We start from the raw sequence: 13,331 nt of genomic DNA, 5'->3' as shown, positions 1-13,331 counted from the left end.
GAGTTTTGCGATGTTTTTGACTCAACAACAGCAAATAGCTCAAAGAGCTAGAGCGCAAAGTTAAAGTAATTTATTAAGAGTAAGATTTTTTTGGTATTACGAAGATGCATCTGCCAATGATTTGGCAGGGAGGGATTCTTGCGTTACTACCGGGTTTGCGCACGAGATTCGAACGCAAGGAAAAAAGGTGGAGAGTCGATCTGTAAGCCGGGTTCTGTCTTGAACAGTCATTCGTCTACGATGGCCATCACTGGACATCTTTAGCAACCTACCCGGTCCCAGCGCGGGCCACGCCTTGGGACCCTATTTGGTCTTGCTCCAAGTGGGGTTTACCTAGCCACGAACTGTTGCCAGTCGTGCGGTGCGCTCTTACCGCACCTTTTCACCCTTACCGGCACCGAAGTGCTTAGGCGGTTATTTTCTGTGGCACTTTCCGTAGGCTCACGCCTCCCAGGCATTACCTGGCACTTCGCCCTATGGAGCCCGGACTTTCCTCCCCCCCCTAATTTTCATAGAGGGCAGCGACTGTCCAATCGACTCTCCGCCGCGAAGGTTAACGGCACGGCGGCTTGAGGACAAGTATTAAAAGTGCAGCATTGCCATCACGTTCAGACGAAATACAGATTTGCCCCTGGAACTATTCGGCCTTCTGTTTATCGAGCGCGACCTGATACAACACATTCTTGCGCACACCGGTAATTTCGGCAGCCAGGGCGGCGGCGCGCTTGAGCGGCATTTCCTTGAGCAGCAAATCGAGGACGCGCATGGCCTCGCTGCCCACCGCGTCTTCATTCTCCGGCGCGGTCCAGCCTGCTACCAGCACCACGCATTCGCCGCGCTGCTGATTGCTGTCGCCCTCGACAAACGCTCGCAGTTCCTCCAGCGGCAACCCCTTGAGGGTTTCGAAGGTCTTGGTCAACTCCCGGGCCAACAAGGCCAGGCGCTCGCCGCCGAACACCAGCTCCATGTCTTGCAGGCATTCAAGAATGCGATGCGGGGCCTCATAAAAGATTAAGGTGCGCGGCTCTTCTTTAAGTGCCTGCAGACGCGCCCGACGCCCTACGGCCTTGGCGGGCAGGAAGCCTTCGAAGATAAAGCGGTCCGAGGGCAACCCGGCGGCCGATAATGCAGCAATCAGCGCGCAGGCTCCTGGAACAGGCACTACATTGATACCAGCGGCGCGCGCCTGGCGGACCAGATGGTAACCAGGATCGGAAATCAGGGGCGTGCCCGCGTCGGAAATCAGCGCCACGTCATCACCCGCCAAAAGACGCGTGATAAAGCGGCTACCCTCTTCACGTTCGTTGTGTTCGTGGCAGGCCGCCAATGGCGTGCTGATACCAAAATGCTGCATCAACCGTTGGGAGTGCCGCGTGTCTTCTGCCGCGATCAATTTCACCTCGCGCAACACCTTCAGCGCCCGGGCACTGATGTCGTCCAGGTTGCCAATGGGCGTCGCCACCACAAAAAGCGAGCCAGCAGTGGAATTCAAAGGACCTGGAGCAGTCAAAGCGCACACCTCGATGGTTGGCAAAAGCCACATTGTAGCGCGTAGACGCCTTGAAAATATGCCATCACGGCCGATGCCGTTTCAGCCACCGTCAGCTATTGGCAACATTTGCACGACCTAAATCCACGGTTTAACGCCATGAACATCGCGCCTGGGCCAGTGCTTGGGTACACTTCCACGCTAATTTGATCGGTATCAGGAACACTTACATGATCGCTTGCCTGCGGCTGCTCTCCGCCCTCTGCCTCGCTGCCTTGCTGGCCGCTTGCGCCAGTTCGCCCTCCTCCAGTCTTGGCGAACTGCCACGCACGCCCGATGCCAGTATCGAGCAACTGCTCGAACAGGCGACGAACGCCAAGACGCCAGAAAAAGCCGCGTTGCTGCGCCTGAGCGCGGCGGACCTGGCCTACCAGCAGAACAATCCCGGCCGCTCCTCGCAGATCCTTGCGCAAGTGCCCCTGGATGCCCTGAAGCCAGCCGCGCAAGTATTTGCCAGCACCCTGGCCGCAGAACTGGCCATGGGGCGCAACCAGCCCAAGGCGGCCTTGGCAGCGCTGAACCACCCTAGCCTGCAAAACCTGAAGGAACTGCCGGCCGACCAGCAGATCCGCACCGGTACCGTACATGCACGCGCCTATGAAGCCGACGGCCAGACCCTCGCCGCCGCTCGCGAGCGGGTGGCCATGGCGCCCCTGCTGACGGCTGAAGCTGCCAGCAGCAACCACGAGGCTATCTGGGTATTGATTGCCGCGCTGCCAGCCGAACAGCTGCAAGCTACCGGCAACCCGACGCTCGATGGCTGGATCACTCTGGCCCAGGCGGTCAAGGGCGCCGGTACGCTGGAGCAACAACAAGCCGCCATCGACACCTGGCGCGCTCAGAACCCAGGGCACCCGGCGGCAGTGCAACTGCCAGCACCGCTGACCAAGCTCAAGGAACTGGCCAGCCAGCCCCTGAACAAGATTGCCCTGCTGCTGCCGCAGGAAGGTCCGCTGGCTGCTGTAGGCAAAGCGCTGCGCGAAGGCTTCATGGCGGCGCACTACCAGGCTGAGCAAGCCGGGCAGAAGCCGCCGGTCATTGAGTTCTATGACAGCTCGCGCCTGGCCTCCCTCGACGAGTTCTATGCCAAGGCCCAGGCCGCCGGTGTGCAACTGGTGGTCGGCCCGCTGGAAAAACCGCTGGTCAAGCAACTCAGCGCGCGCCCGCAGTTACCGATCACCACCCTGGCCCTGAACTACAGCGAGACCGATCAGGGCCCGGCGCAGTTGTTCCAATTCGGCCTGGCCGCTGAAGACGAAGCCCGCGAAGTGTCGCGCCGTGCCCGTGCCGATGGCCTGCATCGCGCCGCCGCCATGGTGCCCCGTGGCGAATGGGGTGAGCGTGTCTACAAGGCGTTCCGCCAGGATTGGGAAGCCAATGGCGGCACCGTCATGGGCGTTGAATATGTCGACCAACCTGTGGCCCTGGCCCAGCAGATCGCCGATCTGTTCCAACTGCGCAAGAGCGAAGGCCGCGCCAAGAGCCTGCAAAGCACAGTCGGTACCGACGTCGCCGCCCAGCCTTCGCGTCGCCAGGACATCGAGTTCATCTTCCTGGCCGTCACGCCGCAACTGGCCCAGCAGATCAAGCCGACCCTGAACTTCCAGTACGCCGGGGATGTGCCGGTATACGCAACCTCCCACGTGTACAGCGCCAGCGGTGATCGTAACCAGTACCTGGACATGACCAACGTGATGTTCTGCGAAACCCCTTGGCTGCTTAATACCACCGACCCACTGCGCAACCAGGTCGCCGCGCAATGGCCGCAAGCCAATGGCAGCCTGGGCCGCCTCTACGCGATGGGCGTCGATGCCTACCGCCTGGCGCCACGCCTGGGCCAGCTCAAGGCACTGCCGGACACCCGTGTCGACGGCCTCTCGGGCAACCTGGGTATCAGCGCCAACCAGCGCGTTGATCGCCAGATGCCGTGGGCGAAGTTCGTCGGCGGCGACATTCAGCGCCTGCCCGATACCCCACGCTGATGCCCGAGCGGTCCAGCGCACACAGCGGCAAGGATGCCGAACTGCATGCACTCAACTACCTGCAACAACAGGGTCTGCGCCTTCTGGCGCAGAACTGGTTATGTAAACGCGGCGAGCTTGATCTGGTCATGCTTGACGGCGATACAGTAGTATTCGTCGAAGTCCGCTACAGAAAACACGCACAATGGGGTGGCGCGCTCGCCAGTATCGACGGGCGCAAGCGTCAAAAGCTGATACTCGCTGCGCAGTTTTTTCTGCAAAAAGAGCATCGCTGGGCTGACTGCCCCTGCCGTTTCGATGTGGTTGCCATGGAAAGCACCCCGTCAGGCACAGCTGATCTGACCTGGCTCAAAAATGCCTTTGACAGCTGATTCGCCGGGCACCTTCACCACTCATTTTTGCTCTTTGCTTTGCGGGCTGCACATTACCTGTGCCAAACAGCCGCGCTACTTAAGGTCACACAGATGGACATGCAATCCCGAATTCGCCAGCTTTTCCAGGCCAGCATCGACACCAAGCAACAGGCGATGGACGTACTTGCACCGCACATCGAGCAAGCCAGCCAGGTGATGGTCAATGCCTTGCTCAACGAAGGCAAAATGCTTTCGTGCGGCAATGGCGGTTCGGCTGGCGATGCCCAGCATTTTTCCTCCGAGCTGCTCAACCGTTTCGAACGTGAGCGCCCGAGCCTGCCGGCTATTGCCTTGACCACCGACTCATCGACGATCACTTCGATTGCCAACGACTACAGCTACAACGAAATCTTCTCCAAGCAGATCCGCGCCCTCGGCCAGCCGGGCGATGTATTGCTGGCGATTTCCACCAGCGGCAACTCGGCCAATATTATTCAAGCGATCCAGGCCGCACATGATCGCGAAATGATTGTCGTAGCCTTGACCGGTCGCGACGGCGGCGGCATGGCTTCGCTGCTGCTGCCGGAGGACGTGGAGATTCGCGTCCCGGCCAATGTCACTGCACGCATCCAAGAAGTTCATCTGCTGGCGATCCACTGCCTGTGCGATCTGATCGACAGCCAACTGTTCGGGAGTGAAGAATGACCGTTAATCGCCTCAGTCTTTTGGCCATCACGCTGTGCGTCGCCATCAGCGGCTGCAGCTCGGCTATCACCGCTACACGGGACACCCCTATCCAGGACGACCGTGGCACACGTACCTTCGGCAGCACCATCGATGATTCGCTGATCGAAACCAAGGTCAAGGTCAACGTCGCCAAGGCGGCTACCGACCTGGGCAACGGTGCCTCGCGCATCGTGGTGACCAGCTTCAACGGTGTGGTCCTGCTGGCAGGCCAAACCCCGCGCGCCGACCTCAAGGCCCAGGCCGAGCAAGCCGCCGCCGGCGTGCAACGCGTCAAGAAGGTCCACAACGAACTGCAGGTCATGGACCCGATCACTCTGCTGGCCATCAGCAATGATGCGCTGCTGACCACCAAAATCAAGGCCCAGATGCTGACCGACAGTGCAGTGCCAGGCTCGCGGATCAAGATCGTCACCGATAACGGCATCGTCTACATGATGGGCCTGCTGACCCAGGCAGAAGCCACCCGCGCCGCCAACCTGGTACAGGGCGTGTCGGGCGTACAGAAGATCGTGAAGGTGTTCGAATACATCGACTGATGTAGATCGAAGGTGCCTGATCGTTCCCACGCTCTGCGTGGGAACGCATCCCGTGACGCTCCGCGTCACCGCACACGCTTCAGCTTTTGCGCCAAGAGTAGGACGCGGAGCGTCCGAGCGGGCATTCCCACGCAGAGCGTGGGAACGATCAAAACACGCAGCCACTAAAAAGGGCGCCGTGCATTGACTGCACGGCGCCCTTTTTAGTGCCCAGGGGTTTACTGGTATTGCTGGTACGGGTTGCCCTGGAACTGGTTGTTCTGCTGTGGCGCCTGCTGCTGGCCAGGCTGGCCGTATTGCTGGCCAGGGATCGGGCCGAGGTTGACCTCGACACGACGGTTCTGGGCACGGCCATTCACGTCGGCGTTGCTGGCAATCGGGTTATCCGGGCCGGCCCCGCGTGCGCTCAGGTTGGCACCGTTGACACCTTGGGAGGTCAGGTAGTTGGCCACGCTCTGCGCACGGCGCTGGGACAGGTCCATGTTCAGTTGACGGCTACCGGTGCTGTCGGTGTAGCCAACGATCTGGATGGTGTTCTGGTTGAACTGCTTGAGGGAGTTGGCCAGGTTGTTCAGCGGCTGATAGAAGCTGCTGGAGATCGCGTCCGAGTTGGTGGCGAAGGTAATGTTACCCGGCATGATCAGCTTGATCTGGTCGCCCTGGCGCTGCACCTCAACCCCGGTATTGGCCATGCTTTCGCGCAGTTTTTTCTCCTGCTGGTCGGCGTAGTAGCCGTAGCCCGCCGCACCGGCACCCGCAACGACTGCGCCAATCAGCGCGCCCTTGCCACGGTTGTTATGGTCGATGGCTGCACCGGCCAATGCGCCAGCCAGCGCACCGAGGCCGCCGTACTTGGCGGTTTTGCTCATGCCGCTTTCGGAACCATTGCTGGCCTGTCCCTGGCTGCCGTCATAAGGGTTAGGTGAAGCGCAGCCAGACAACAGGGCTACGGCGGTAGCGACAACAAGCAGACGACGCGGAGTGAACATGAAGGAAGCTCCTACTTTTGCATTCTGTGATGCAGAGGACATTGGCAATGGACCTGTGCCGAGTTTGGAACGCGACAAACGGCAAAAATTCCGTGCAGGGGTGCGTAAAGCATAGCTGTCTTTGGCTCGGGCCTGTGCCTGTGTGTCTGTACCGGCTTGTATCAGAGCCGACAACCCATCACGCACGCACGAAAGGATTCTCCCGCATCTCATCGCCCAGCAACGTATCCGGCCCATGCCCAGTGACCACCGTCGCGCCTTCGTCCAGCGTATACAGGCGCTGCTTGATCGACCGCACAATCGTCGCCTGGTCGCCGCCCCATAAATCCGTACGCCCTACCCCGCGACGAAACAAGGTATCGCCGGCGATCAACAGCTTGGCGTCGGCAAACCAGAAACTCATCGAGCCCGGTGTATGCCCTGGGGTGTGCAAGGCCACGCCGCAGCCGCAGGCCAGTTCTTCGTCATGCTCCAGCCAGCGATCCGGAGACGGCACCGGGACGTAGGGCACGCGAAACATTTGGCATTGCATTTCCAGGTTGTCCCACAGAAATTGATCATCCTTATGCAGGTGCAACGTAGCACCGGTCTTTTCCTTCAATTGGCCGGAAGCCAGGAAATGATCAAGGTGAGCATGGGTGTGGATAATGCTCACCACCTTCAGGCCCAGCGCATCAAGGCGCGCCAGAATCAACTCGTGATTGCCGCCGGGGTCGACGACGATGGCTTTTTTTGTGACCGGGTCACCAATGATGGTGCAGTTGCACTGCAACGGGCCGACGGGAAAGGTTTCGCGAATCAACGGTTGTTTTTCAATAGTCATGGGTGTCCTGCAAGCTCTCTGGCGCGTTCCAAGTGCAGTATGGTGTAGCTTGCCCCTGCTCTGGAAGGAGTCGATTGCGCGGTCTATCCGCTGCTAAGCTACACACGCGCCATTGAAATCCCCCGCTGCAGTCAGTCGCATTTGGAGCAACACCCATGGCGAATCAACAGATCATCTGCGAGCACTGCGACTGCGTGTACGAGAAAGTCACGCTCGCCAAACATCAAAAAGCCCTATGCGTACGTTGCTCGGGCGTACTGCAGCGCTATAACGGCTTGTCGGTGCAGCAACGCCTCGCCCTGACGGTGACTGCCGCAGTGCTGTGGACCTTCGCCAACTTTTATCCGGTGATGAGCATCAGCCTGCAGGGCTTGAAAAACAGCGCCACCCTCTGGGACTCAGTGGTTGCACTGAGCCTGGGGCCGATCACGTTCATTGCCTTGGTAGCGGCGATTTCCATCATTATCGCGCCGGTGTTTCAGCTGCTATTGCTGATCTGGGTGCTGAGTTTCGCCTTGGCCGGCAGGCGCTCGCCGGCGTTCAAGCTGTGCATGCGCTGGCTCGAAGCACTCCGGCCCTGGAGCATGCTGGAGGTGTGCCTATTGGGCGCGATGGTCGCGGTGTTCAAGCTGGCCGGCATGCTGGATGTGATCCCAGGCACCGGCCTGTTCGCCTTGGCCGCCCTGAGCCTGTTGCTGATCCGCATTGCCGGGCGCGATGTGCGCGACCTGTGGGACACCGTATGAATTCACCGCCCACCGCCCGCGAGCTGAACCTGTGCCTGTGCCACACCTGCGGCCAGCCCTGCGACATGCGCCTTGAGCCCACCGAGTGCGACCGTTGTGGCGCCGCGCTGCATCGGCGCAAGGTGCAGTCCCTGACCCGAACCTGGGCCTACATGCTCACCGCCCTCGCCTTTTATGTCCCGGCCAATTTATTGCCAGTGATGAACACCACCATGCTCGGCTCGGGCGCAGACAGCACCATCATGAGCGGCGTGCTGGAGTTCTGGCAACATGGCGCCTGGGACATTGCGCTGATCATTTTCATCGCCAGCATTGCCGTGCCGGGCATCAAGTTCCTGTCGCTGGGGCTGCTGCTGGTCACTGTGCAGCGCAATAGCCAGTGGGCGCGCAAGGAGCGTTCGAAGCTGTTTCGGTTTATCGAACTGATCGGCTATTGGTCGATGCTCGATGTCATCGTGGTCGCCCTGGTGGCCGCACTGGTGAAGTTTCAAGCCCTGGGCACGATAGAACCGCGCCTGGGCATTCTGTTTTTTGGCCTGGTGGTCGTGTTTACGATGCTCGCGGCCATGAGCTTTGATCCCCGGCTAATCTGGGAAAACCCACATAACGAGGAGACCTCGGATGAGCTCATCCAAGGCTGACACCCCTGCGGGGCAACCCGTGATCAAGACGCGTCGTTTCAGTGTCTCGCTGGTCTGGATCGTGCCGATTGTCGCCGTACTGGTGGGGATCTCGCTGGTGATTCACAGCGTCATGCAACAAGGGCCGACCATCGTCCTCAACTTCAAGACCGGCAGCGGGCTGGTTGCCAACAAAACCGAGGTCAAATACCGCAACGTGGTGATCGGCCAAGTAACCGCCGTAGCTCTGAGTGATGACCAGAAAAGCGTCAATGCCACCGTCGAGCTGGTCAAACAGGCCGAAAGCTTCACCCGCGAAGATTCGAAATTCTGGGTGGTGCGCCCGCGCATCGGCGCAGGCGGCGTGTCGGGCATCGACACGTTGTTGTCCGGCGACTACATCGGCGCGGACATCGGTCAATCCGAGACCCGCGCCAAGCACTTCACCGGCTTGGAAAACCCGCCGCCCATCACCTACGGCGAGCCGGGCAAGCGCTTCACCCTACACACCCAGGCCCTGGGCTCCCTGGATATCGGCTCGCCAGTCTATTACCGGAAGATCCCGGTGGGCCAGGTAGTGGCCTATGAGCTGGACAACGAGGGCAAAGGCGTGAATGTCGAAATCTTCGTGCATGCGCCCAATGATGTGTACATCACCGAGAACACGCGGTTCTGGAATGCCAGCGGCGTCGACTTGAGCGTCGGCGCCAATGGCTTTGCGCTGAAAACCGAATCCTTGTCGTCCATGTTGATGGGGGGGATTGCCTTCCAGGCGCCGCCCTACAACCCCAATGACAAACCGGCCGAAGAAAGTCGCAGCTTTGAATTGTTCGAAGACCAGCAAAGCGCCCTCGCCCCGCCCAACGGCAAGGGGCAATACATGGTCCTGCGCTTCGATCAGGCCCTGCGCGGGCTGAAAGTCGACGCACCGGTGGAGTTCCTCGGCGTCGAGTTCGGCAGGGTTGTATCGATCAACCTGGATTTCGATGCGAAGAAACGCACCTTCCCGGTCAATGTCGGCATCGTGATCTACCCGCAACTGCTCGGCGAGGCCCACACCAAGCTGCTCAAGGCCATGAACAATAACCCTGACGATGAGGCAGCCGGCGTACGCCTGATCGGGACCTTCATCGAAAACGGCCTGCGCGCCCAGGCTCGCAGCGGTAACTTGCTGACCGGCCAGCTCTACATCGCCCTGGACTTCTACCCCAAGGCGGAAAAAGTCGCGTTCGACCCGAACCAGCGCCCCGTGGGCATCCCCACCATCCCGGGCAACCTGGAACAGCTGCAAGAGAAGTTCGAAGGCATCGTCAACAAGATCAGCCAACTGCCTGTCGAGCGTATTGCCGGCAACCTCGACGCCAGCCTGGTCGAACTGCGCAAGGGCCTGGCGCAATTCAACGCCAAGACGCTGCCGGGTGTGCAAACGACCTTGGCCGACGTGAGCAAGACCCTGCAATCGGCCAGTTCAACCCTGGCCGAAGACTCGCCGCAGCGTGAACAACTGACCCAGACCCTCGACGAGTTGGGGCGCATGTCGCGTTCCCTGCGCGAGCTTTCGGATTATCTGGGCCGGCATCCGGAGTCGCTGATTCGCGGCCGCCCCGATAACGCCGCACCGACGGACCTGCAAGGGCCACCCAGCAAATGACCATTGGAGCCGCCATGACATTGCCGTTGAAGATCACGTTACTGAGCGCCCTGCTGCTGCTCGGTGCCTGTCGCAGTGAACCCATCGCTTTTCATACCCTGACCCCGGCGCACTTGAGCCCGAGTACGCGAGCAGAGGCCGGCGGTGTGCGCATTGAGAGCATCAGCGTGCCGCCTCAGGTCGACCGCGCGCAGATAGTGATCCGCCAGGGCGACAGCGGCCTGGCGATTCTTGAAACCCAGTGGTGGGCCGCCACCCTCGCCGATGAACTGAGGAGCGCCTTGGTCGATCAATTGGCCAACAGCAATGCCCGGCAAGCCGTGGCTTTACGCGTAGACGTGCAGCGGTTTGACTCGGTACCGGGGCAGTACGCATTGCTCGATGTGCGCTGGCGCCTGAGGCAAGTCAATGGCGATCGCCCGGCCTTGACCTGCCGCACCACCTTGCAATCACCTGCCGGGCCGAGCATCGACGAGTTGGTGGTGGCGCATCAGAACAACCTCAAGCGTTTCGCGGCGCTGATCAATCAGACCGTCGACACCTCACTCAAAGGCTGCCCGACCACGCCATAAACCCAGGGCTCAGGCCAACAAGCCCATGGCCTTGGCCCGCGCTACTGCCTGGGTACGACGCTCCACGCCGAGCTTGCTGTTGATGTGGCTGGCGTGGGTCTTCACCGTGTGCAGAGAGATGAACAACTGGTTGCTGATTTCCTGGTTTGAACAGCCTTGGGCAATCAGTTGCAGCACCGCCAGCTCTCGGGTGCTGAGGGTTTCCTGTTGAGGTGCGGCTTCAACTGCGCTGACTTGGGGCAGCAACGCCAGCAAGCTCTGATTGAGCAGCCCATGGGAATCCTTGCCCAACTGCTCGCGCATCCACTGCGGGTAACCCTCCAACAACCGTTGAAACGGCTGCAACGCACCACCCGAACCGGCTTCCAGGGCACGGGCGAACACCGGCCTGGCCTTGGCTTCCTGGCCATTATCCAGAAGTAACTGCACCTGCTGGACCAGCGCCATCAGGGCAATCATCTGGCGCCCACTGTCATGAGCCTGCTGGGCCAGCGCTTCCAGGCGTTGCAGCGCGCTGTCGGGCTGATGGCGCGTGGCATCGAGCGCGGCTTGTTGCAGCTCGATATGTTGCGGCAAGTGCGGATGAAACTCGGGGGCGGCCGCAGCGTGCTCGCCGTTGTAGGTCTGCCCCAGGCGGGCCAGCCAGGCGTCGGCCAGGTCAGTGCGCCCCTGGGCCAGCCACAACTCGCATTTGATCAGGGTGATCATCGCCAGGTAATAGATCGGCGGCACATCCCAGATGTGCATCAAGCGCTCGGCCTCGGCCAGTTCGGCAAAAGCATGGGCAAACTCCCCACGCCGCCCTTCGAAGCTGGCGATGACGCAGTGCCCGATCAGCACGCTGATATCGCGGCAGGCACGGGCCTCGGCCAGGCCGGCGCGCAAACGCGCCAGGCCGGCTTCGGGCTGGTAACGCACCAGCAGCAGGTACCCCTCGTACAGCGACAGGCGTGCGCGCACGGCATACAGGCGCTGGGGCGCCAGCCCATGCAGGCGCTCGAGGCCCTGGCGGGCTTCATCCAGGGAACGCAGGATCTCCCCCCGCGCCTGCAGCACCCGCGCCCGGTCGTAATGGGCCAAGGCTTCAAACAAGGGGTTACCGACGCGCTGCGCCAGCTCCAACGATTCGCGGTTCAGACCACGAGCGCGCCACAGGTCGGCATCGACGATCGCCAGGTTGGACAGGGTCGAGAGGCACATCAGGCGCTGGCCGTAACGCTTTGGCGGCAAGCTTTCCAACGCTTCGTTGCAATAGCGCTGGGTCAGCTCACGGTCTCCGCGCCCACGGGCAATAATCCCGCTCAGCGCCAACCATTGGGCCAACATGGATTTTTGCGCGGTGGCCGATGGCGCCGGCAGGAAGCGGCTGAGGTAGCTGGACAGCTCCTGCGCTGCATCCAATTGGCATGCGAGCCCCAGCGCCCAGCTGTACAGCACGATCAAACGCGGCGTGCTGATCAGCAGGCTGTCGGGCAAGTCCATCTTCCAGCGCAGCAGCATGCCGATGTTCTGCTCTGCCAGCAGTTGCTCTTCGGACAGGTTCTGCACCAGATTCGCCGCCACATCCAGATGCCCGGCCCGCAGCGCCTGCTCCACCGCCTCGTCGATCAAGCCCTGGGTGTTAAACCAGCGACAGGCGCGCAAGTGCAGGCTGGCCGGCGGCAAGGTGGCGCTTTTCTCGCGGCGGGTACGCAGCAGGTCGGAGAACAAATGGTGATAACGGTACCAGTGCCCTTGCTCATCCAACGGCACCAGGAACACTTGATGAGCCTGCAAATAGCGCAGGATTTCTGCGCTGTCATGGGCCTCGCGGACGGCGTCGCATAATTCGCTGCAAAAACGCTCCTGAGGTGCGGTGTCATACAGGAACGCTTGCACTTCTGCGGGCAGGCAGTCGATGACTTCTTCGAGCAGGTAATCGCGAATCAGCCCTTCGCCACCGTGCAGGCTTTGCGGCAAGGCGCCCTCACTGCCGGCTTCGGAGGCCGCCAACAACCAGAAGCGCAGGCCGGCGACCCAGCCCTCGCTACGACGGATCAGGTTTTCCAACGCCTCACCGCGCAATGCATTGCCGTGTCCATCCAGCACCGCCAGGGATTCGTCATGGGTCAGGCGCAGGTCTTGCTCATGCAGTTCCAACAGGTGTCGCGACAGACGCAGGCGTGCCAGGTGCCAGTCCGGACGCTGCCGGCTGGTGACCAGCACCACCAGGCCATCAGGCAAATGATTGAGAAAAAACTGCAGGCAGCGATCCAGCACCGGGCCTTGGGCCAAGTGATAGTCATCCAGCACCAGCAATAACGGCGAACGTGCAGACAGGTGCACGGCCAGTTCGTCGAGCAGGCCATCGAGCCATTCTTCGAAGGCAAAGGGTTGGTGACGCTGGCGCATTTTCAGCAACCCCAGGGATTGGGCGCCGAGTTGCGGGAAATACTGTTGCAAGCCGTCGAGCAGCCGCTCCAGGAAACGGCCGGGGTCGCTGTCACGAGGGCTCAGGCCCAACCACAGGCTTTGCCACTGGGCTGGCAAGCCCTGGCAGAACTCCACCGCCAACGAACTCTTGCCGAACCCCGCGGGCGCGCTGACCAGCAACAGTCGCCCATCAAGGCCCGCATTCAGCCGTTCGCACAGGCGCGGGCGCAGCACGTAGCCGTCAGGCAGCGGGGGCCGGTAGAAGCGGCCTTCCAGCGGCGGCATCACCACACTGGCAGGCCCATGGGTTCGGGACAGATCAGTCATCGCCGGGCTCTTGTAGAAGGCTGT

The 13,331-nt window shown here is 61.1% G+C and carries 12 protein-coding genes and 1 other RNA gene; 8 read left to right on the top strand and 5 right to left on the bottom strand.

Annotated elements, in window-relative coordinates:
* Positions 1 to 187 precede the first annotated feature (187 nt).
* Positions 188 to 541, bottom strand: an RNA gene (gene rnpB, locus GH769_RS01515) — RNase P RNA component class A.
* A gap of 96 nt (positions 542 to 637) precedes the next feature.
* Positions 638 to 1,543, bottom strand: a complete 906-nt coding sequence (gene rsmI / locus GH769_RS01510; protein WP_020301255.1) for a 16S rRNA (cytidine(1402)-2'-O)-methyltransferase — start codon at positions 1,541 to 1,543, stop codon at positions 638 to 640.
* A gap of 176 nt (positions 1,544 to 1,719) precedes the next feature.
* Here rsmI and GH769_RS01505 point away from each other — a divergent pair, with 176 nt between their 5' ends.
* The 4 genes from GH769_RS01505 (at position 1,720) to GH769_RS01490 (ending at position 5,167) form a co-directional block, all read left to right on the top strand.
* The gene (locus tag GH769_RS01505; protein WP_032903365.1) at positions 1,720 to 3,531 is read left to right on the top strand and encodes a penicillin-binding protein activator; all 1,812 of its coding nucleotides are present in this window, start codon (positions 1,720 to 1,722) and stop codon (positions 3,529 to 3,531) included.
* Positions 3,531 to 3,902, top strand: coding sequence for a YraN family protein (locus GH769_RS01500; protein WP_014716967.1), 372 nt, complete (start codon positions 3,531 to 3,533; stop codon positions 3,900 to 3,902). The genes GH769_RS01505 and GH769_RS01500 overlap by 1 nt, the downstream gene beginning before the upstream one ends.
* A gap of 93 nt (positions 3,903 to 3,995) precedes the next feature.
* Entirely contained in the window at positions 3,996 to 4,589 is a 594-nt protein-coding gene (locus tag GH769_RS01495; protein ID WP_007904374.1) for a phosphoheptose isomerase, read from the top strand.
* Positions 4,586 to 5,167, top strand: coding sequence for a BON domain-containing protein (locus tag GH769_RS01490; protein ID WP_003188655.1), 582 nt, complete (start codon positions 4,586 to 4,588; stop codon positions 5,165 to 5,167). Before GH769_RS01495 ends, GH769_RS01490 begins: the two co-directional genes overlap by 4 nt.
* A gap of 218 nt (positions 5,168 to 5,385) precedes the next feature.
* On the opposite strand, the gene GH769_RS01485 is transcribed toward GH769_RS01490, so the two are convergent.
* Both GH769_RS01485 and GH769_RS01480 read right to left on the bottom strand, forming a co-directional pair.
* Complete coding sequence (locus tag GH769_RS01485; protein WP_019816951.1) at positions 5,386 to 6,156, bottom strand: OmpA family lipoprotein; 771 nt, start codon at positions 6,154 to 6,156, stop codon at positions 5,386 to 5,388.
* A 178-nt stretch (positions 6,157 to 6,334) separates the two neighbouring features.
* The gene (locus GH769_RS01480) at positions 6,335 to 6,979 is read right to left on the bottom strand and encodes an MBL fold metallo-hydrolase (protein WP_014716965.1); all 645 of its coding nucleotides are present in this window, start codon (positions 6,977 to 6,979) and stop codon (positions 6,335 to 6,337) included.
* A gap of 155 nt (positions 6,980 to 7,134) precedes the next feature.
* On the opposite strand from GH769_RS01480, the gene GH769_RS01475 reads away from it, so the two are divergent.
* The 4 genes from GH769_RS01475 to GH769_RS01460 are packed head-to-tail and all read left to right on the top strand — an operon-like array spanning position 7,135 to position 10,568.
* Positions 7,135 to 7,725 carry a paraquat-inducible protein A gene (locus GH769_RS01475; protein ID WP_014716964.1) on the top strand — a complete coding sequence of 197 codons (591 nt, stop codon included), beginning with the start codon at positions 7,135 to 7,137 and terminating at the stop codon, positions 7,723 to 7,725.
* Positions 7,722 to 8,366: a paraquat-inducible protein A gene (locus GH769_RS01470; RefSeq protein WP_014716963.1), complete on the top strand. Its 645-nt coding sequence runs from the start codon at positions 7,722 to 7,724 to the stop codon at positions 8,364 to 8,366. The genes GH769_RS01475 and GH769_RS01470 overlap by 4 nt, the downstream gene beginning before the upstream one ends.
* Entirely contained in the window at positions 8,347 to 9,996 is a 1,650-nt protein-coding gene (locus GH769_RS01465) for an intermembrane transport protein PqiB (RefSeq protein WP_153649475.1), read from the top strand. Before GH769_RS01470 ends, GH769_RS01465 begins: the two co-directional genes overlap by 20 nt.
* Before the next feature lie 14 nt (positions 9,997 to 10,010).
* Positions 10,011 to 10,568, top strand: a complete 558-nt coding sequence (locus GH769_RS01460) for a membrane integrity-associated transporter subunit PqiC (RefSeq protein WP_019816952.1) — start codon at positions 10,011 to 10,013, stop codon at positions 10,566 to 10,568.
* A 9-nt stretch (positions 10,569 to 10,577) separates the two neighbouring features.
* Here GH769_RS01460 and GH769_RS01455 read toward each other — a convergent pair whose 3' ends face one another.
* The gene (locus tag GH769_RS01455; RefSeq protein WP_014716960.1) at positions 10,578 to 13,307 is read right to left on the bottom strand and encodes a LuxR C-terminal-related transcriptional regulator; all 2,730 of its coding nucleotides are present in this window, start codon (positions 13,305 to 13,307) and stop codon (positions 10,578 to 10,580) included.
* Positions 13,308 to 13,331 lie beyond the last annotated feature (24 nt).

Source organism: Pseudomonas sp. CFSAN084952, from assembly GCF_009648855.1.
In the GTDB taxonomy this organism is placed as follows: Bacteria; Pseudomonadota; Gammaproteobacteria; order Pseudomonadales; family Pseudomonadaceae; genus Aquipseudomonas; species Aquipseudomonas paracarnis.
This window is presented reverse-complemented; position numbering and strand designations above follow the sequence as displayed.

Excerpts from the sequence above, each read along its gene's own strand:
- GH769_RS01460 (WP_019816952.1), top strand. The coding sequence starts at position 10,011 with ATGACATTGCCGTTGAAGATCACGTTACTGAGCGCCCTGCTGCTGCTC.
- GH769_RS01495 (WP_007904374.1), top strand. The coding sequence starts at position 3,996 with ATGGACATGCAATCCCGAATTCGCCAGCTTTTCCAGGCCAGCATCGAC.
- GH769_RS01485 (WP_019816951.1), bottom strand. The coding sequence starts at position 6,156 with ATGTTCACTCCGCGTCGTCTGCTTGTTGTCGCTACCGCCGTAGCCCTG.
- GH769_RS01470 (WP_014716963.1), top strand. The coding sequence starts at position 7,722 with ATGAATTCACCGCCCACCGCCCGCGAGCTGAACCTGTGCCTGTGCCAC.
- rsmI (WP_020301255.1), bottom strand. The coding sequence starts at position 1,543 with ATGTGGCTTTTGCCAACCATCGAGGTGTGCGCTTTGACTGCTCCAGGT.
- GH769_RS01475 (WP_014716964.1), top strand. The coding sequence starts at position 7,135 with ATGGCGAATCAACAGATCATCTGCGAGCACTGCGACTGCGTGTACGAG.
- GH769_RS01465 (WP_153649475.1), top strand. The coding sequence starts at position 8,347 with ATGAGCTCATCCAAGGCTGACACCCCTGCGGGGCAACCCGTGATCAAG.
- GH769_RS01505 (WP_032903365.1), top strand. The coding sequence starts at position 1,720 with ATGATCGCTTGCCTGCGGCTGCTCTCCGCCCTCTGCCTCGCTGCCTTG.
- GH769_RS01500 (WP_014716967.1), top strand. The coding sequence starts at position 3,531 with ATGCCCGAGCGGTCCAGCGCACACAGCGGCAAGGATGCCGAACTGCAT.
- GH769_RS01455 (WP_014716960.1), bottom strand. The coding sequence starts at position 13,307 with ATGACTGATCTGTCCCGAACCCATGGGCCTGCCAGTGTGGTGATGCCG.
- GH769_RS01490 (WP_003188655.1), top strand. The coding sequence starts at position 4,586 with ATGACCGTTAATCGCCTCAGTCTTTTGGCCATCACGCTGTGCGTCGCC.
- GH769_RS01480 (WP_014716965.1), bottom strand. The coding sequence starts at position 6,979 with ATGACTATTGAAAAACAACCGTTGATTCGCGAAACCTTTCCCGTCGGC.